The organism is Pseudomonas sp. Rh2 (assembly GCF_040762985.1).
GTDB classification, from domain to species: Bacteria; Pseudomonadota; Gammaproteobacteria; order Pseudomonadales; family Pseudomonadaceae; genus Aquipseudomonas; species Aquipseudomonas taiwanensis.
In genome coordinates, this window is sequence record NZ_CP142890.1 from 3339382 (window position 1) to 3356454 (window position 17073).

The 17073-nt window shown below is 62.7% G+C and carries 13 protein-coding genes, 1 pseudogene and 2 riboswitches; of the genes and pseudogenes, 8 read left to right on the forward strand and 6 right to left on the reverse strand.

Going from position 1 to position 17073, the window contains the following annotated elements; genetic code table 11:
* Nucleotides 1-193: 193 nt before the first annotated feature.
* A complete protein-coding gene (locus tag VXM67_RS15030; protein WP_023380809.1) occupies nucleotides 194-460 on the forward strand; it encodes a hypothetical protein in 267 nt (88 codons plus the stop codon).
* A 112-nt stretch (nucleotides 461-572) separates the two neighbouring features.
* On the opposite strand, the gene VXM67_RS15035 is transcribed toward VXM67_RS15030, so the two are convergent.
* The 5 genes and pseudogenes from VXM67_RS15035 to VXM67_RS15055 all read right to left on the reverse strand — a co-directional run.
* On the reverse strand, nucleotides 573-1133 hold the full coding sequence (locus tag VXM67_RS15035; protein WP_027907332.1) for a VWA domain-containing protein: 561 nt from the start codon (nucleotides 1131-1133) through the stop codon (nucleotides 573-575).
* Between the two features lie 110 nt (nucleotides 1134-1243).
* Nucleotides 1244-2245: an AAA family ATPase gene (locus VXM67_RS15040; protein ID WP_023380811.1), complete on the reverse strand. Its 1002-nt coding sequence runs from the start codon at nucleotides 2243-2245 to the stop codon at nucleotides 1244-1246.
* A 1-nt stretch (nucleotide 2246) separates the two neighbouring features.
* Nucleotides 2247-6008 (reverse strand): cobaltochelatase subunit CobN, encoded by a 3762-nt coding sequence (gene cobN, locus VXM67_RS15045; protein WP_186598470.1) that lies wholly within the window; start codon nucleotides 6006-6008, stop codon nucleotides 2247-2249.
* Nucleotides 6009-6011: 3 nt separating this feature from the next.
* Nucleotides 6012-7079, reverse strand: coding sequence for a cobalamin biosynthesis protein CobW (cobW, locus tag VXM67_RS15050; protein WP_023380813.1), 1068 nt, complete (start codon nucleotides 7077-7079; stop codon nucleotides 6012-6014).
* Nucleotides 7080-7173: 94 nt separating this feature from the next.
* A riboswitch (cobalamin riboswitch) is annotated at nucleotides 7174-7383 on the reverse strand.
* A 34-nt stretch (nucleotides 7384-7417) separates the two neighbouring features.
* A pseudogene (locus VXM67_RS15055) lies at nucleotides 7418-7554 on the reverse strand (IS481 family transposase); the annotation flags it as partial.
* Nucleotides 7555-8847: 1293 nt separating this feature from the next.
* A riboswitch (cobalamin riboswitch) is annotated at nucleotides 8848-9070 on the forward strand.
* A 93-nt stretch (nucleotides 9071-9163) separates the two neighbouring features.
* Here VXM67_RS15055 and VXM67_RS15060 point away from each other — a divergent pair.
* From VXM67_RS15060 to VXM67_RS15090, 7 genes are all read left to right on the forward strand, one after another.
* Entirely contained in the window at nucleotides 9164-9349 is a 186-nt protein-coding gene (locus tag VXM67_RS15060; RefSeq protein ID WP_023380814.1) for a CbtB-domain containing protein, read from the forward strand.
* A gap of 10 nt (nucleotides 9350-9359) precedes the next feature.
* Nucleotides 9360-10052, forward strand: coding sequence for a CbtA family protein (locus tag VXM67_RS15065; RefSeq protein ID WP_367237124.1), 693 nt, complete (start codon nucleotides 9360-9362; stop codon nucleotides 10050-10052).
* On the forward strand, nucleotides 10052-10462 hold the full coding sequence (locus VXM67_RS15070) for a cobalamin biosynthesis protein (RefSeq protein WP_023380816.1): 411 nt from the start codon (nucleotides 10052-10054) through the stop codon (nucleotides 10460-10462). The genes VXM67_RS15065 and VXM67_RS15070 overlap by 1 nt, the downstream gene beginning before the upstream one ends.
* 32 nt (nucleotides 10463-10494) lie before the next feature.
* Entirely contained in the window at nucleotides 10495-11247 is a 753-nt protein-coding gene (gene cobM / locus VXM67_RS15075; protein ID WP_027906681.1) for a precorrin-4 C(11)-methyltransferase, read from the forward strand.
* Nucleotides 11248-11313: 66 nt separating this feature from the next.
* Nucleotides 11314-11556 carry a DUF1272 domain-containing protein gene (locus VXM67_RS15080; protein ID WP_023380818.1) on the forward strand — a complete coding sequence of 81 codons (243 nt, stop codon included), beginning with the start codon at nucleotides 11314-11316 and terminating at the stop codon, nucleotides 11554-11556.
* Between the two features lie 216 nt (nucleotides 11557-11772).
* Entirely contained in the window at nucleotides 11773-12387 is a 615-nt protein-coding gene (locus tag VXM67_RS15085; RefSeq protein ID WP_023380819.1) for a response regulator transcription factor, read from the forward strand.
* A gap of 13 nt (nucleotides 12388-12400) precedes the next feature.
* The gene (locus VXM67_RS15090) at nucleotides 12401-15673 is read left to right on the forward strand and encodes a transporter substrate-binding domain-containing protein (protein WP_367237125.1); all 3273 of its coding nucleotides are present in this window, start codon (nucleotides 12401-12403) and stop codon (nucleotides 15671-15673) included.
* On the opposite strand, the gene VXM67_RS15095 is transcribed toward VXM67_RS15090, so the two are convergent.
* Nucleotides 15648-16967, reverse strand: coding sequence for a PAS domain-containing methyl-accepting chemotaxis protein (locus tag VXM67_RS15095; RefSeq protein ID WP_023380821.1), 1320 nt, complete (start codon nucleotides 16965-16967; stop codon nucleotides 15648-15650). The genes VXM67_RS15090 and VXM67_RS15095 overlap by 26 nt on opposite strands.
* Between the last annotated feature and the right edge of the window lie 106 nt (nucleotides 16968-17073).

Here is a 17073-nt window from a genome sequence, read left to right on the forward strand (position 1 = left end):
GATGACGTCACACGGGGCGTAGAATGGAGAGTCATTTCTCCGCCCCCAAAAAATTTACAACTGCCATGTGACTTGAACACCGACTTGGAGCATCAGTACGAATAACCCCGCGCTGCGTATCGCGAAATGTTTTAGCGAGCACTCGACAACGCGGACTTCACTTCGATGTTTGGGACCATAGAGAGACCGAACCATGAATGCCCCGCTCCGTGTCAACGAAGCACTGCTGATTGCCGACCATGCCTTTGAACCCTTCCAGTGCGTTGCCTGGGATGCCCCAAACGGTTCGGGCGAGCTGAGTCTGGCAGTCATCGACCGGACCAGCACCCGTATCGGCAGCAAACAGGTTTCCTCGCGTATCTATTCCGACCCAGCGCAATGGGCGAACCTGATCGAGGAAGTGCGTGCCGAACTCTCCGAAAAAGGTTATGACCTGCAACCTTGGTCGATGCCGAAGTAATAGCTGCGGGTGACACAAGTGCGTGCCAGTGCACGCACCTGTGAAACATGTGCTGTTACTGCCACGGCAACTTTCCTTATTGCGGCACAGTGTCGCAGCCTGCTGACAAGTGTCACTTTTGCATTACCTTGAAGTTTTGCAGGTGCCGGTATTCGGCTTGCAGTTCTTCGGCCAATTGTCTGGCACGCCCCAGGCGTACTGGCGCCATTTCCATATCCACCAGCAGGGTGTCGCAAGCCAGTGGTTGCACAGCGCCCCAACGCTGCAGGCGGCCATCGGTGAACACCAGGCAGCGCTGCAGCTCCTGTGGACAGGCCTTGCGCCGCGCCAGCAGCCACTGACGAGCCTGGTCCAAGGCCGCGATCAGGGGGGTACCACCACCGGCGCCCAGCGCCTGCAACCAGGGTTGCAACGCTGCAGAGGCCTTGAGGCCATGGCGCTGCCATTGTGGCGTACCTCCGCTGGCGGTCAGCAAGGCCAGACGCGCTCGCTGGCGATAGGCCTGGTCGAACAGCTCTGCCAGCAGCCCTTTGGTGTGTGCCAACGCCTGGTGACGACGGGTCGACGCTGAGGCGTCGACGATCACCAGCCATAATTCGTTCGCTTGGGCCCGTCGCTGTTGCCAGCACAGATCCTTGCGCACGCGTGGCCGCCCCTTGAGCAGGGTCGGCAACCAGGCAACCCGGCCGGTGGCAGCCGCCTGAACACGGCCCCGGCTGGCGCCCTTGAGCGGTCCGACGCGGGGCCTGGCATCCGTCGCCTTGGCGTCAGGCGGGCGGATGCTCAGGGCTTTTTTGCCCAGTTCGGCACCTCGCGGCGGGCCCCGGTGGCTACCGGCTGAGGCGCCATGGCGCCCCAATCCCCCTGCCCGCCTTGCCTTTGCCCTTCTCCTTGGCCGCCCTCCGGCGCTGCCGATGGCGGCATGGCGGGGGGCGAGACCCGACGGCGGTGGCGCAGGGCGAACTCCGCTACGGCGTCGACATCTTCCTCTGCAATGACTTCGGCGCCGCGCCAGGCGCAGTGGGCGCGGGCTGCTCGCAGCCAGACCAGATCGGCACGCAGGCCATCGACGCCAGCGGCGAAGCAGCGCTCGGTGATCCAGGCCAGAGCCTGGTCATCCAGGGCAATACGCTCGAGCCGCTGACGCGCGGCCTGACAGCGTTCACGCAGTTGCGCCTGGGCTGCGGCCCATTGCGCGCAGAACGCTTGAGGGTCGCTGTCAAAAGCCAGACGGCGGCGAATGATGTGCTGACGAGCGTCTGGGGTAGGCACCCCTTCAAGAGCCACATTCAAGCCAAACCGGTCCAGCAGTTGCGGGCGCAGCTCGCCCTCTTCCGGGTTCATCGTGCCAATCAGCACGAACCGGGCGCTGTGGCGATGAGAAATGCCGTCGCGCTCGACTCGGTTGGTTCCGCTGGCCGCCACATCCAGCAGCAAGTCCACCAGGGTATCGGGCAGCAGGTTGACTTCATCGACGTACAACACGCCGCCGTCAGCCTGGGCCAACACTCCTGGGGAAAACTGCGCCTTGCCCTGGCCCAGCGCCGCGTCCAGGTCAAGCGTACCGACCAGCCGCTCTTCACTGGCGCCCAAAGGCAAGGTGACAAACGGCCCTTCACCCAGCAAATCCGCCAAACCACGCGCCAAGGTGCTCTTGGCCATGCCGCGCGGACCTTCGATCAGTACGCCGCCAATCCTCGGGTCGATGGCCGTCAGGCACAGCGCCAGCTTGAGGTCGTCGGCGCCAACCACGGCCGCCAGGGGAAATTGTACGGGTTCACTCATTTCAAGCCTGTTCCTCGCCGTCGAGCAACTGCTCCTCGAGGGCCTCTCGATAATCGCCTGGGGCCTGCCAGAGGCCTCGTTGCTGAGCCTCCAGCAAGCGCTCGGTCAGATCGCGCAGGGCCTCTGGATTGTGCTCGCGCATGAATTCGCGCGTCGCCGGGTCGAGCACATAGGCATCGGCCAGGGACTGGTAATGATGGTCATCGATCAGGTGCGTGGTGGCATCGAAGGCGAACAGGTTGTCGACCGTCGCGGCCATTTCGAAAGCCCCCTTGTAACCGTGGCGCTTCACCCCGTCGATCCACTTGGGGTTCAGCGCACGCGCACGAATGACTCGGTTCAGCTCTTCCTTCAGGGTACGGATACGGGGGCGGTCGACCTGGCTGTGATCGCCGTGATAACTGGCCACTGTCGTACCGGCCAGCGTCTCCGAGGCCGCCAGCATGCCACCCTGGAATTGGTAATAGTCGTTGGAGTCGAGCACGTCGTGCTCGTGGTTGTCCTGGTTCTGCAACACCGCCTGCACCTGACTCAGGCGACGGGCGAACTGAGTGCGTGCCGGTGTGCCCTGGTCAGCGCTGCCATAGGCATAACCACCGTGGTTGAGGTAGACCTCGGCCAGGTCCTCACGCTGCTGCCACAAGCGTCCATCGATGGCGTTCTGCACGCCGGCGCCATAGGCGCCTGGCTTGGCACCGAAAATCCGCCAACCCGCTTCACGGGCGGCCTGCTCGGCCGAGACGCCTTGTGCGATCAGCACTTCACGCTCACTGCGCACCCGAGCCGCCAGAGGGTTAAGGTCATCTGGCTCATCCAGTGCAGCCACCGCTTGCACGGCGGCATCGAACAGCCGGATCAGGTTACCGAAGGCATCTCGGAAAAAGCCCGAAACACGCAAGGTCACGTCCACCCGAGGGCGGTCCAGCAGGCTCAGGGGCAATATCTCGAAATCATCGACCCGCTGGCTACCGGTCGCCCACACCGGCCGAACGCCCATCAATGCCATGGCCTGGGCGATGTCGTCGCCCCCCGTGCGCATGGTTGCCGTGCCCCAGACCGACAGGCCCAATTGGCGCAGATGGTCGCCATGGTCCTGCAGATGACGCTCCAAGACAAGGTTGGCCGAAGCGAAGCCCAGGCGCCAAGCCGTGGTCGTGGGCAGGTTGCGCACATCCACGGTGTAGAAATTGCGGCCGGTGGGCAGTACGTCCAGACGGCCACGGCTGGGCGCACCACTGGGGCCGGCAGGCACGAAGCGCCCCTCCAGCGCTGCCAGCAGGCTGCCGATTTCGGCCGCCCCACAAGCATCCAGATTCGGCGCGACCTCGTCCTGCAGCGCCTGCACCACCTCACGTACCGACTGCCACGGGGCTTGCTCGGGCAGTCGCAGCGTGCCGGCCAGGGCTTGCTCGATCACCTGCAAGGCCATCAGTTCGAGGCGTTCGCGGGTGTCGCCACAGGTTCGCCACGCCGAACCGCTGACGGCCTGCAACACGTCGGGGCGCGGCCCTTGCCAGGGTTGACCGAGCTCGCAGTCCAGCGGATCGAAGCCCAGTTCCAGCGCCTTGGCCAGGGCTCGCGGCAAGCTGGCGTTGCCACCACGACCATCGCCACGCTCTACCCGCAGCAAGGCGAGCAAGGTATCCAGACGCAGCCGTCCTTCAGGAGATTGGCCGAACACATGCAAGCCATCGCGGATCTGCGACTCCTTGAGGTCGCACAGGTACGTATCCAGACGCGGCAACCATACCGTTGCGTCGTCCAACTGGCCTTCGAGCTGAAGTTCGCGGTCGATATGGTTGACCTTGACCAGTTCGAGTATGTCGCGCTGAAGCTCGCGGGCACGCCGCGGGTCAAGCAGTTGCGCCTCGTAGTATTCATCGGCCAGTTGTTCCAGGTGGCGCAGCGGGCCGTAGGTTTCGGCGCGGGTCAGTGGCGGCATCAGGTGGTCGATGATCACCGCTTGGGTACGGCGCTTTGCCTGTGCGCCCTCACCCGGGTCGTTGACGATGAACGGGTAGATGTTCGGCAGCGGCCCTAGCAATGCATCGGGCCAACATTGGGCGGATAGGCCGACCCCCTTGCCAGGCAGCCATTCGAGGTTGCCGTGCTTGCCGACATGGATCACCGCATCGGCGGCGTAGGCATGACGCATCCAGAAGTAGAACGCCAGGTAGCCGTGCGGCGGAACCAGATCGGGGTCGTGGTAGACGGCGCTGGGATCGACCTGGTAGCCGCGTGCGGGCTGGATGCCGACGAAGGTCAGGCCAAAGCGCAGACCCGCTACCATCAGGCGGCCACTGCGGAACATCGGGTCCTGCTCGGGCGGCCCCCAGCGCTCCAGCACGGCTTGGCGGTTGGCATCCGGCAGACGTTCAAAGGCTGCCTGATAATCCGCCAGGCTCAGGCTCTGGGCACAGGGGCGCTGGTCCACGTGGTCGAGGTCGTTGGTGACACCGCCCAGCAGTTGATGGATCAACGCGGTGCCGCTGCCAGGCAGCTCGCTCGTCGGATACCCCTCGTCCTGCAGGGCCTTGAGGATATTCAATGCAGCGGCCGGCGTATCCAGGCCGACACCGTTGCCAATGCGCCCGTCACGGGTCGGGTAGTTGGCCAGCACCAGGGCGATGCGTTTCTGGCCATTGGGCAGGCGCGCAAGCTCCACCCAGCGGCGCGCCAACTCGGCAACGAAATCCATGCGCTCGGGATGGGCGCGGTAGCACACCACGTCCGCCTGGCTACGCTCGCTGCGCCAGGCCAGATCCTTGAAACTCACTGGCCGGGTGATGATGCGCCCGTCAAGCTCGGGCAAGGCGATATGCATGGCCAGGTCGCGGGCGCCCAGGCCCTGCTCGCTTGCCTCCCAGCCGGGCTGGTTGTCCTGGGCGCAGATCGCTTGCAGAACTGGAATGTCGCGCCGGAATGGTCGCGAATTGGGTCGCTCTGGGCTGGACAGGGCAAACCCGGTCGTGTTGATCAGGACTTCGGCTTCGACCTCTTCCAGCCAGGCCTCGACCTGCTCCAGGCAGGCGCTTTCCTTGAGGCTGGCCACCGCGATGGGCAATGGATTGAGCCCGGCCTTCTGCAAGCGCTTGCAAAACACGTCGATGAATGCGGTATTGGCCGCCTGCAAGTGCGAGCGGTAAAACAGCACCGGTGCCACCGGCTGTTCCGGGCGCCAATGGCCATACCAGTCTTGGATTGATGCACTGGCCTTGGTGGGGTGATAGACGGCGGTCCGGGGCAGCGGTTGAGGCTCGTCCCAGGCGTAGTCGCAGCCCAGCCACTGGCTAGCGATGCAGTTGAACAGGTTGACGGCATTGGCCTTGCCGCCCTGGCGCAGGTAGTGCCACAGGCGGTCCGCCTGCTCGGGGGCCACCGTGCTCAAACCGGTAAGTTCGGGGTCCGGGCGATCATCGCCGGGCACCAGAATCAACTGCACCCCGCGCGCTGCCAGTTCGACCAGCTGTTCGACGCCATAGCGCCAGTAGCCGACGCCGCCGTGCAGCGAGACCAGGATCACCTTGGCATGGCGCAGCACCTGGTCGACATACAGGTCGACCGAAGCATGGTTCTGCACCTGCATAGGGTTGGCCAGACGTACGCTGGGGAAGCCAGGCGGCAGTTGCTCGGCGGTGTCGGCGAGCAACGCCAGGTGCGAATCGCCGCTGCAGAGGATCACCAGGTCGGCGGGGGTCTGGCCGAGGTCGGCGATGCTGTCGTCCGGCACGAAACCGCCGGGCTGGGTCCGCAGCAGGTGCATGGGTCAGGCGCCCAGGGCCTTGCGCAGTCGCGCTTCCAGTTCACTGGCGTTCAGCTCCTGGCCGATCAGCACCAGGCGGGTGATACGCGGCTCGTCGGCGCGCCAGGCGCGATCGAAATGCTTGTCGAAGCGCGTGCCCACGCCCTGCACCAGCAGGCGCATCGGCTTGCCCGGAATGGCCGCGAAGCCTTTGGCGCGCAGAATGCCGAATTCGACCACCAACTGGGTCAGGGCATCGAGCAGCAAGCTTTCATCGGCTTCGGGCAGGTCGATGGAGATGGAGTCGAAGGCATCGTGGTCATGATCGTCATGGTCGTCGTCATCGTGGTGCGAATCGTGGTGGGTGCGGCGACCGTCGATATGCGCCTCGGATTCAGCCCCCACGCCCAGTAGTACGTCCAGTGGCAGGCGACCGCTGCTGGCTTCGATCACCTTGACTGCTGGCGGCAGCTCTTCGGCGACTTCCGCCCGGACCTTAGCCAGGCCTTGGGCGTCGATCAGGTCGGCCTTGTTGAGCACCACCAGGTCGGCACTGGCCAGTTGGTCGGCGAACAGTTCGTGCAGCGGCGATTCGTGGTCCAGGTTGGGGTCGAGCTTGCGCTGGGCATCTACCTGGTCTGGATAGGCTGCGAATGTGCCGGCGGCCACCGCCGGGCTGTCGACCACGGTGATGACGGCGTCCACAGTGCAGGCATTGCGAATTTCCGGCCACTGGAAGGCCTGTACCAGGGGTTTTGGCAGGGCCAGGCCGCTGGTTTCAATGAGAATGTGGTCGAGGTCGCCACGGCGCGCCACCAATTCGCGCATTACTGGGAAGAACTCTTCCTGTACGGTGCAGCACAGGCAGCCATTGGCCAGTTCGTAGACGCGTCCGCTGGCTTCTTCCTCGGTGCAACCGATGCTGCACTGCTTGAGAATTTCGCCGTCGATGCCCAGTTCGCCGAATTCATTGACGATTACCGCGATACGGCGGCCTTGGGCATTGTCGAGCATGTGCCGGAGCAACGTGGTTTTGCCCGAGCCGAGGAAGCCGGTGACGATGGTGACGGGTAGCTTGGCCAGTGTTTTCATGTCGCAATGCCCTTGGCAGGATGGCGGGCATGCGGGACGAGAGCCACGGGCCAGTGGCCGGGCTTGTTCGCCACCGGATCACCCCGCCCGGTTGAAAGTCGAAATCGTCCGAGGCAGGTCTCCTGGCTTGCACTGCTTCGCCCTCTCTCTGCGGGGGCTTGTGGGATGACGCCTTCCCGCGCTTGGGCGCAGTGGCTGTGTCGATCCGTTGTCGGTGCTTACAGTTGCGGGGGCAGCCACGGCTTGTACCGCGTTCCCGTCTTAGCTTCGGCGCAGCCGAAGAACCTCGAAGCGGCAAGGCTACGCGTGGGGTGGCAGGTGGTCAACTGTTCGCACAATCGCTCGACCCATTTGTAGCCGGTCTTTCGGCTGATCTCGTAGGCCTGGCATAGGGCGCTGAAGCTGGGCGCCCCTTGCAGGAATCCGCGATGAAAAGCATTTTCAGGTCCATAGGTTTCAGCTCTCGCCAAGGCATGGTCAGAACCTCGAATACCGACCCTGTCAGTCAAAGACTGTTACCTATGTGCGTGATCTGATTTGTAACCCATGTGGGTGAGTCATGCCGCCAGACCTTTTTGGCTACTTTTTGGGGCGTCTGCCAAAAAGTGACCCGCTGTAAGAGCGGAAAGGTGATTGAGCGTCACCTTGGCAAATGGATATGCTCACGTATCCAGAAACCAAAACTTCAAACTTCAAACTTCAAAGCACAGATTTAAGGGCGGCATTCAGATAGCGTGAATATCCATTCGCCATGGAGGCGCTCATTCACCTTTTCGCCTTTACGGCGACCTACTTTTGCTCTTGGGCAAAAGTAGGCAAAAACCGCTGGCTCCTATCATCCGGCCCCTACGCTTCGCTCCGGGGTTCCCTCGCTACGGGCTTGCTCCCGGGAGGACCGCGCTGAACGGCCCCTCCTGGGCCGCAGCGCTTGACGGGCATCCATGCCCGTCACCTCCCTCCGCAAGCCCTACGCTCGGCCTACTGACGTCGCAATTTGCAGCGTCTGGGATATCGCGCATTAAAAGCAAAAGCGGAGCATGAAATACCAAATCCGAACAACAACAGCTAAACCAGCCGCACATTCAACATTAAAACTATAAATTCGAGGCGGACTTTCTTTTGCTTCGCTTTGCTCTTGCTTCTAGCGCGCGGTAGTTCAGGCGCCACCTCATGCGACTTCAGGAGGCCGAGCGCAGGGCTTGCGCAGGGAGGTGACGGGCATGGATGCCCGTCAAGCGCTGCGGCCCAGGAGGGGCCGTTCAGCGCGGTCCTCCCGGAGCAAGCCCGGAGCGAGGGAACCCCGGAGCGCAGCGCAGGGGCCGGATGATAGGAGCCAGACTTTTTTGGTTACTTTTTGGGGCGTCTGCCAAAAAGTGACCCGCTGTAAGAGCGGAAAGGTGATTGAGCGTCACCTTGGCAAATGGATAAGCTCACGCATCCAGAAACCAAAACTTCAAACTTCAAACTTCAAACTTCAAACTTCAAAGCCCAGATTTAAGGACGGCATTCAGATAGCGTGAATATTCATTCACCATGGAGGCGCACATTAACCCTTTCGCCTTTACGGCGACCTACTCCGGCCCCTACGCTGCGCTCCGGGGTCCCCTCGCTACGGGCTTGCTCCCGGGAAAACCTAGGCTCGGCCCCCTGCCCTCGCATTTGGCTGCGCCTGAACCAACCCGCATAGAGGAGCAACAACAAAGCGACAACAACGCAAAATCGCTGTTGAAATGTAACTGCATTTGACGTGCATCCCGCCCCGTGCTCTCCTTACGCCTTGCGTTCAGGTGCCCCATCAGGGGTGAAACGGGAAACCGGTGCGTCACAACCCCCGACAGGGGTGGACAAAGCCGGTGCTGCCCCCGCAACGGTAAGCGAGCGAAGCGTCTAGACCACTGTGCCAGCACCCCTGGCATGGGAAGGTGACCCTTTACAAGGAGCCCTGCTCCTCCTCGTGAGCCCGGAGACCGGCCTGGCGTTCATGAACACCCCGCGGTGGGCGGGCGCTGTCGCATTCCCCTGGGCACTTCGCGCTCGGGGTTGCCGCGCCTGCCCATTGCCCACAAAAAGCAGAGGAACGCGTCATGCCCGTCACCAGCGCCAAACACACCGTCGCCACCCCCGTTACCCTGAGCCAGCGTGTCGTCATCGCCGTTGGTGCCAGCCTGCTGGGCCTGTGCCTGGTCTACTTCGCAGGGTTTTCGCACATCGAGGCAGTGCACAACGCCGCCCACGATACTCGCCACAGCGCCGCCTTCCCCTGCCACTGAGCCTGCCCGCATGATCAAGCGCATCGCCCGTACGGCAGGCTTCAGCGGCCTGCTTGCCGCCCTCCTGCTGACTTTGCTGCAGAGTTTCTGGGTTACACCCCTGATCCTCGAAGCGGAAACCTACGAGTCCGCCACCCCCGCTGTCGAGCCGCACAGCCATGAGGGCCAAGCCGCTCACACCCACGAACACAGTGAACACGCCTGGTCGCCGGAAGATGGCTGGCAACGCGTGCTGTCCACCACTGGCGGCAATCTCGTCGTGGCCGTTGGTTTCGCGCTGATCCTGGCTGCACTGTACAGCCTGCGCGAACCCAGCCGCGTAGCCACCGGCGCACTGTGGGGCCTGGCCGGTTTCGCGGTGTTCTGCCTGGCGCCCACCCTTGGCTTGCCACCGGAACTGCCCGGCACCGCCGCCGCTGAACTGGGGCAACGCCAAACCTGGTGGATCGGCACCGCTGCAGCGACCGCACTGGGCCTGGCACTGCTGGTTTTCGCTCGCCACGGTTTGCTCAAGGTCGTGGGCGCCGCCCTGCTGGTGCTGCCACACGTGATCGGCGCGCCGCAGCCTGAAGTGCATCAAAGCCTGGCCCCCGAAGCGCTGGAAACCCAATTCGTGTTCGCCTCCTGGCTGACCAACGCGGCCTTCTGGGTAGCGCTGGGCCTGATCAGCGCTTGGCTGTACCGTCGCTCCAGCCAGGCTTGATGGCCTGCGGGGTGTCCTCGTCCCTGCTCTATGCAGGCTTCGGTTGCCGCCAAGGCTGCCCGGCGGCCACGCTCGACACCCTGCTACGCCAGGCACTGGATGCGCATGGCCTGCCACTGACGGCACTTGGCGGCATTGCCAGCATTCCAACCAAGGCCGATGAACCAGGGTTGCGGCAACTCTGCGCGCGACTGGGCCTTCCGCTAACCGTATTCGACTCGGTACAACTACAGCCATTCGAACCGCTATTGAGCCACCGTTCACCAACGGTGTTCGCCCACAGCGGCTGCTGGGGCGTGGCGGAGAGTGCCGCATTGGCGCTTGCCACCCACCATCACGGTTCGGCCAGGCTTGTCGTGCCCCGTCTTGTGCTCGGCCCGGCTACCCTCGCCCTTGCTTGTGGCCGATAATCGCTTCATTCATTTATCTGCAAGGACTCTCCATGACGGTCTACTTCATTGGTGCCGGCCCCGGCGACCCGGATCTGATCACGGTCAAGGGCCAGCGCCTGATCCGTCAGTGCCCCGTGATCATCTACGCAGGTTCGCTGGTTCCGCCAGCCGTCCTCGAAGGCCATCAGGCACACACCGTCATCAACAGTGCCCAGCTTCACTTGGAGCAAATCATCGAGGCGATGCGCGATGCCCATGAAAAGGGGCTGGATGTAGCTCGTGTCCACAGCGGCGATCCAAGTCTCTATGGCGCCATCGGTGAACAGATCCGCCACCTGCGCGAACTTGGCATCGACTATCAGATCGTACCTGGCGTTACCGCCGCTGCCGCCAGCGCCGCCCTGCTCGGCTGCGAGCTGACACTGCCCGATGTGGCGCAAACCGTGATTCTCACACGCTACGGGGACAGCTCCCCCATGCCGGCTGGCGAGCAATTGGGCGACTTGGCCCGCCATGGCAGCACCCTGGCCATTCATCTAGGGGTGAAGCACCTGCCGCGTATCGTGGACGAGCTGATGCCCCACTATGGCCCTGATTGCCCGATCGCCGTGATCCATCGCGCCACCTGGCCCGATCAGGACTGGGTGCGTGGAAACCTTGGGAATATCGTCGAACGCGTGGCGGCCAAGGGCTTTCGCCGCACCTCGCTGATTCTCGTCGGCCATGTACTTGGGGATGCCCCCTTTGCCGAGTCCGCCCTGTATCGGGCAGGTCACGCCCACCTGTATCGCCCTGGCGATTGACCATTGCCAAGCGCCTGAGGCCCGTAGCAGACTCCGCTGTACCTCTCTCGAACCGGAGTCACGTCCATGCTGGAGCTACGCCCGAATTGCGAATGCTGCAATGCCGATCTGCCGGGTGACAGCCCGGATGCGTTCATCTGTTCCTTCGAGTGCACGTTCTGCCGTGCGTGCGCCGATACCCGTTTGAAAGGCCGCTGCCCGAACTGCTCTGGGCAATTGGTGGCTCGCCCCAGCCGCGTAGGCCAGGCTCTTCGCGACAACCCCGCCTCCATAGAACGGGTGCTAAAACCACACGCCGCTTGCGCCTGATCTGTCTTGGGCATCGCCAGGGTTCGCTTGGCGATGCCTATCTCAAGCATCTTGTAGGATTTTTCAACAGGTATCGGCTGCTTATTCAACAGTTCTATACTCGCCGTTACCAATCATCCTGAATGGAAGTATCTTGCAGCGCTGCTGAAAAAGCCGATGCAGACGTATTCCTGACAGTTTCAGGAAACGGACCACCTTCCGACAGGAGTTAGCTACATGACAACCGTGCTGATCGTCGACGATCACCCCATCGTGCGTCTTTCATTGCGCTTGCTACTTGAGCGCGAACGTTTTCACGTCGTCGGCGAAGTGGGCGATGGCAGTGAAGTCGCGCAGAAGGCACGGGAGCTGCGCCCGGACGTGGTGGTGCTGGACATCGGCTTGCCCGGCCTGGATGGCATGGAGGTGATCAAGCGCCTGCAGAACATGGAACCCGCACCGAAGATAATGGTGCTTACCGGCCAGGCCACCGACCTCTATGTACGCCGCTGCCTGGATGCCGGTATCGGCGCCTTCGTCACCAAGGATGAAGACCACGAGGCGCTGATCTTTGCCTTGAAGGCCCTCGTCAAAGGCTACTCGACCTTCCCGCAGATGTCCGTGAACAGCAATTCTCTGGAAAGCGAAACCGTGCGCCTGAGCAGCCTCTCCAACCGTGAGATGGAGGTGCTTCGGCGCCTGTCGCGGGGCGAAAACAACAAGAATATCGGTACCTGCATGAACCTCAGCGCCAAGACCATCAGCACCTATCGCGGGCGCATCATGGAAAAGCTCAAGACCGAATCGCTGGTAGAGATGGTCGATCTGGCCAAGCGCAACAACGTCAACTGAGCAATCCGCTGCCATGAAGCGCCCACTGTCGACCATGCTGCTCGCCCTGTTCCTGGCCTTGCCCCTTTGCGCACTGGCCGATGGTGAACCGCGAGACCTGCTTGCACGCGCGTTGAGCGCTGCCTCGCCGTTGACGCTGGATGCCCAGGACCGCCAATGGCTCCAGCGGCGCGAGGCACTGATCCTGGGCAGTTCCCGCCCCGACTATCCGCCGTTCGAGATCAACACCAGCCTGTCGGACTACGAAGGCCTGAGCGCAGACTACGCCGGACTGATCGCCGAACAACTGGGGGTGCCCATCAAGGTAATGCGCTTCGCCAATCGCCACGAAGCGATTGCCGCACTGCGCGACGGTCGCATCGACCTGTTGGGCAGCTCCAACGCATTCGAGGCTGACGATGCCCACCTGGTCCTCAGCCAGCCTTATACCGACGACCTGCCGGTCATCGCCACTCGCGAAGGCCGCTCCCTGAAAAGCAACCTGGAACTGGATGGGCTGTGCCTGGCCATGGTCGATCACTACCTGCCAGGCGAGGCTGTACGCGCGCTTTATCCAAAGGCCCAGTTGAGCCTCTACCGCTCTACCCAGGCCGGCCTTGCCGCCGTCGAACTGGGCGAGGTGGATGCCTACCTGGGTGATGCGATCAGCACCGACTTCCTGATCGGCAAGAGCTACCAAGGCACGGTCAAGATCGACCACTTCTGCCTGGCACCGGGAGGCACCTTCTCCTTCGCCCTGGCCAATGACAATCCACGCCTGAAGCGCCTGGTGGACCAGGCCCTGGACAGAATCAGCGAGAGTGAGCGCCTGAACATCCTGCGGCGCTGGACCAGCGGCAACACCAGCTTGCTGATGGAGCGTCACCTGGCCGCACTGACCGCCGAGGAAGAAGAATGGATCGCCCGGCACCCTACCGTCAGCGTATTGATCAACCCGGCACTGGCACCACTGACGTTCAACAACACCCAACAACGCTTGAGTGGCATCACGTTGGAACTGCTGAAACAGATCACCCTGCGCACCGGCTTGCAGTTCAAGTTGATCGAGCAGCATTCGGTGCAGGCCATGGTGGACCAACTGGCCCAAGGCCAGGCGGACATGATCGGCGCGCTAGGCTACGGCGTGGCACGTGCTCGACAACTGCGCTTTACCCGCCCCTACCTGGTCAGCCCCAGGGTACTGGTGACCCGCAGCGCCTTGGCTTCGCCAACCCAGTCCACCGCCCTGGATGGCCAGCGAATTGCTTTGTTGCGGGGCGCACCGCAGCTGGCGGACGTGAAACGCCAGTACCCGCACGCCAGTATCGTCGAAGTCGACAACCCGCTTGGGCTGATGGAGGCCGTGGCCAACGATGAAGCCGATGTCGCCTACAGCAACCATATCAATGCGACGTACTACATCAACCACGTCTTCAAGGACAAACTGCATATTGCCGCCGTCCTTGGCGACGAACCCGCCGTCGCCGCATTCGCCGTGGCACCCGGCCAGCCAGTACTGCAGGGCATCCTCGACAAGGTGCTGCTGAGCATCCCGCCGGAAGAGCTGGACCAATTGATCAATCGCTGGCGCACCAGCACCGTGGTCAGCGATAGTCCATGGCGTGACTATCGCACCCTGGCCTTGCAAGTGCTGGTGCTGTCCACGTTACTGCTGGCTGGCGTGGTGTTCTGGAACAGTTACCTGCGCAAGCTTATTCAGCAGCGTACCGAGGCCCAAAGGGCCCTGCAGGACCAACTAGCGCTGAGCCGCGGCCTGCTCGAGCAACTGCGTCAGGCCAAGGAGGATGCCGAACAGGCCAGCCAGACCAAAAGCACCTTCCTGGCAACCATGAGCCATGAAATCCGCACGCCGATGAACGCCGTGATCGGCTTGCTGGAGCTGGCCCTGGAAGACAGCCGCTGCGCGCACTCCGATCGCCAGACTTTGCAGACAGCCCACGATTCGGCGGTGGGCCTGCTCGAGCTGATTGGCGACATCCTCGACATCTCGCGCATCGAGTCTGGCCACATGACGCTTCAACCGGTGCCTATCGACCTGGTCGAGTTGGTACGCGCCACCGCACGTGTATTCGAGGGCAATGCCCGGATCAAAGGCCTGCACCTGCAAAGCGCCTTGCCTCCCGAGCCGGTCTGGGTGCTGGCCGACCCTCTCAGGCTCAAGCAGATCCTCTCCAACCTGCTGAGCAACGCCATCAAGTTCACCGACCGCGGCGAAGTCATCGCGAGCCTGACTGTGAGCTCGGTGCTGGAGGAAGGCAAACGTGAAGTCGAACTGTGCGTACGCGACACCGGCATTGGTATCGGTGTGGCCGACCAGGCCCGACTGTTCACCAGCTTTGCCCAGGCCAATGGACCACGGGCTCGCCAAGGTGCAGGCCTGGGTCTGGTCATCAGCCGTACCCTGGCGGAGCTGATGGGAGGTACTCTCAGCCTGCAGAGCGTCGAAGGGGTTGGCACGAAGGTGGAAGTGCTGCTCAGGCTACCCGCCTGCCAGCAGCCCGCTGTCGCTGCGCCCGTTACCCCGGCCCGGGAAAGCGACGGCAGCCCACTGCACATCCTTGTGGTCGACGACTACCCGGCCAACCTGTTGCTACTGGACAAGCAGCTAACCAGCCTGGGCCACCGCGTAACCCTCGCCGAGAATGGCGCAGTGGCGCTCGCCCTTTGGCAAGAGGCGACGTTCGATCTGCTGATTACCGACTGCAGCATGCCGGTGCTCGATGGCCACGCCCTTACCCGGCGCATTCGCGAGCTTGAGCGCCAACGGCAGCGACCCGCCTGCCGCATCATTGGCGTCACCGCCAACGCCCAGGCCGAGGAGCGTGCCCGTTGCCTGGCCAGTGGCATGGATGACTGCCTGTTCAAACCGATTGGCCTACAGACCCTCAAGGCGCACCTGCCCCGGCTGCCTGCCCAGCCGGAGCCGTCAAGCACTCCGTCAAGCGGCTTTGACCTCAAGGAACTCCGTCATCTGACTCAGGACAACGAGCAACTGACGCGCAGCTTGCTCGAACAATTGGCGCAGAGTGCCCGCGAAGACCTGGCAACTCTCCAGGCACTGGGCCCCACTCCCCCCGCCGACGCATTACGCACCGTGGCACACCGTATCAAGGGTGGCGCCAAGATGGTCAGGGTGCGTGGCGTGGTCGGCGACTGCGAGGCCATCGAGCAGGCCCTGGCCCAGGACCTGCCTACCGCCGCGTTGCAGCGCCGCCTGGAAGCGAGCCTGCAGAGCCTGCAACGCGAACTGGCCGATACCCTCAGTGCAATTGCAACGTCGAACTGATCTGGCTAATGGCGTCGACCACATGCCGCGACCCCTGCTGGATCTCCATGATCACCGTACCGGCCTCGTTGGCCAGCGCCACCCCCTGACCGGTGCGAGACAAACTCGATTGCATGCTCGCCACCGCTGTCAGTGACAGGTCATGGTTCTGCCGCACCACATCGACGATCTCCAGGGTCGCCTTGCTGGTCCGGGCCGCCAGGCTGCGCACCTCATCGGCCACCACGGCAAAACCACGCCCCTGATCTCCTGCACGCGCAGCCTCGATGGCAGCATTCAATGCCAGCAGATTGGTCTGGTCGGCAATGCCGCGGATGGTCAGCACGATCTGCCCTATCACGTCGGATTGGCGGCTGACCGCATCGATGTTACGGGCGGCATCGTTCAAGTCCTGGGAAATCTGCTCGATTACCTCGACCGTCTGCTGGACCACCTCCGTGCCCTTGCGGGCGCAAGCATCGGTCTGCACCGAGCTGGCATGGGCCGCTTCGGCGGCGCTTTGCTGGGTGCTGATCTGGGCAGTGATGTCGCTGGCGAACTTCACCACTTTGTACAGTCGCCCCTTGCTGTCGAAGATCGGGTTGTAGGAGGCTTCCAGGTAAACGGTCTGGCCTTGTTTATTGACCCGCTCGAAGCGATGGGAATGGTATTCGCCACGGTTCAGTGAGGCCCAGAACTCACGGTATTCGGCCGACTCACGCTCATGGGGCAGGCAGAACAAGCCATGATGCCGGCCCACCACTTCCTCGAGCCGATAGCCCATGGTGTTGAGAAAATTCGGGTTGGCCTTGATTACCCGCCCCTGGGGCGTGAATTCGATCACTGCCATGGAGCGGCCAAGGGCCGTGATCAGGCTTTCGCTTTCATGCTCGTCCTTTACGCGCTGGCTGATATCAGCGGCGACCTTGAGCACGCTGGTGACCTGCTGCTGGTCATCGAGCACAGGCATGTAGCTCGCCTCCAGCCACACCTCTTCGCCGGCCTTGTTGATGCGTTCGAAGGTGCCGCTGATGGCTTTACCCTGGCCCAGTTCACGCCACAACTGCTGGTACTCGGCACTCTGGGCGTAACCCGGGTCGCAAAACAGCCGATGATGCTTGCCCCGCAGTTCTTCAGCGCTGTAGCCCATGGCCCGACAGAACTGTTCATTGGCATCGAGAATGGTGCCATCGGGTTCGAACTCGATGATCGCCATGGACCGGCTGATCGCCGCCAGTTTCGCCTCCACGCCGGCCAAGGCCTGATGGCAGCGCTGGATCTCGATCAAGTCGGACTTGCGATGGAAATCGAACATGGTGCCGGGCTCCTTCTGGGCGGAATTTTCAGAGCATAGATCGGCATTGGAGGCGTGCAAGCACGTTGATATCACTTTGTAATTAGGCGCCAAGCCTGATTACGCA

What these genes read in the sequence shown, in the direction of transcription:
- VXM67_RS15030 (WP_023380809.1), top strand. Translation starts at nt 194, where the DNA reads ATGAATGCCCCGCTCCGTGTCAACGAAGCACTGCTGATTGCCGACCAT.
- VXM67_RS15085 (WP_023380819.1), top strand. Translation starts at nt 11,773, where the DNA reads ATGACAACCGTGCTGATCGTCGACGATCACCCCATCGTGCGTCTTTCA.
- cobW (WP_023380813.1), bottom strand. Translation starts at nt 7,079, where the DNA reads ATGAAAACACTGGCCAAGCTACCCGTCACCATCGTCACCGGCTTCCTC.
- cobM (WP_027906681.1), top strand. Translation starts at nt 10,495, where the DNA reads ATGACGGTCTACTTCATTGGTGCCGGCCCCGGCGACCCGGATCTGATC.
- VXM67_RS15060 (WP_023380814.1), top strand. Translation starts at nt 9,164, where the DNA reads ATGCCCGTCACCAGCGCCAAACACACCGTCGCCACCCCCGTTACCCTG.
- VXM67_RS15065 (WP_367237124.1), top strand. Translation starts at nt 9,360, where the DNA reads ATGATCAAGCGCATCGCCCGTACGGCAGGCTTCAGCGGCCTGCTTGCC.
- VXM67_RS15095 (WP_023380821.1), bottom strand. Translation starts at nt 16,967, where the DNA reads ATGTTCGATTTCCATCGCAAGTCCGACTTGATCGAGATCCAGCGCTGC.
- VXM67_RS15070 (WP_023380816.1), top strand. Translation starts at nt 10,052, where the DNA reads ATGGCCTGCGGGGTGTCCTCGTCCCTGCTCTATGCAGGCTTCGGTTGC.
- VXM67_RS15040 (WP_023380811.1), bottom strand. Translation starts at nt 2,245, where the DNA reads ATGAGTGAACCCGTACAATTTCCCCTGGCGGCCGTGGTTGGCGCCGAC.
- VXM67_RS15090 (WP_367237125.1), top strand. Translation starts at nt 12,401, where the DNA reads ATGAAGCGCCCACTGTCGACCATGCTGCTCGCCCTGTTCCTGGCCTTG.
- VXM67_RS15080 (WP_023380818.1), top strand. Translation starts at nt 11,314, where the DNA reads ATGCTGGAGCTACGCCCGAATTGCGAATGCTGCAATGCCGATCTGCCG.
- cobN (WP_186598470.1), bottom strand. Translation starts at nt 6,008, where the DNA reads ATGCACCTGCTGCGGACCCAGCCCGGCGGTTTCGTGCCGGACGACAGC.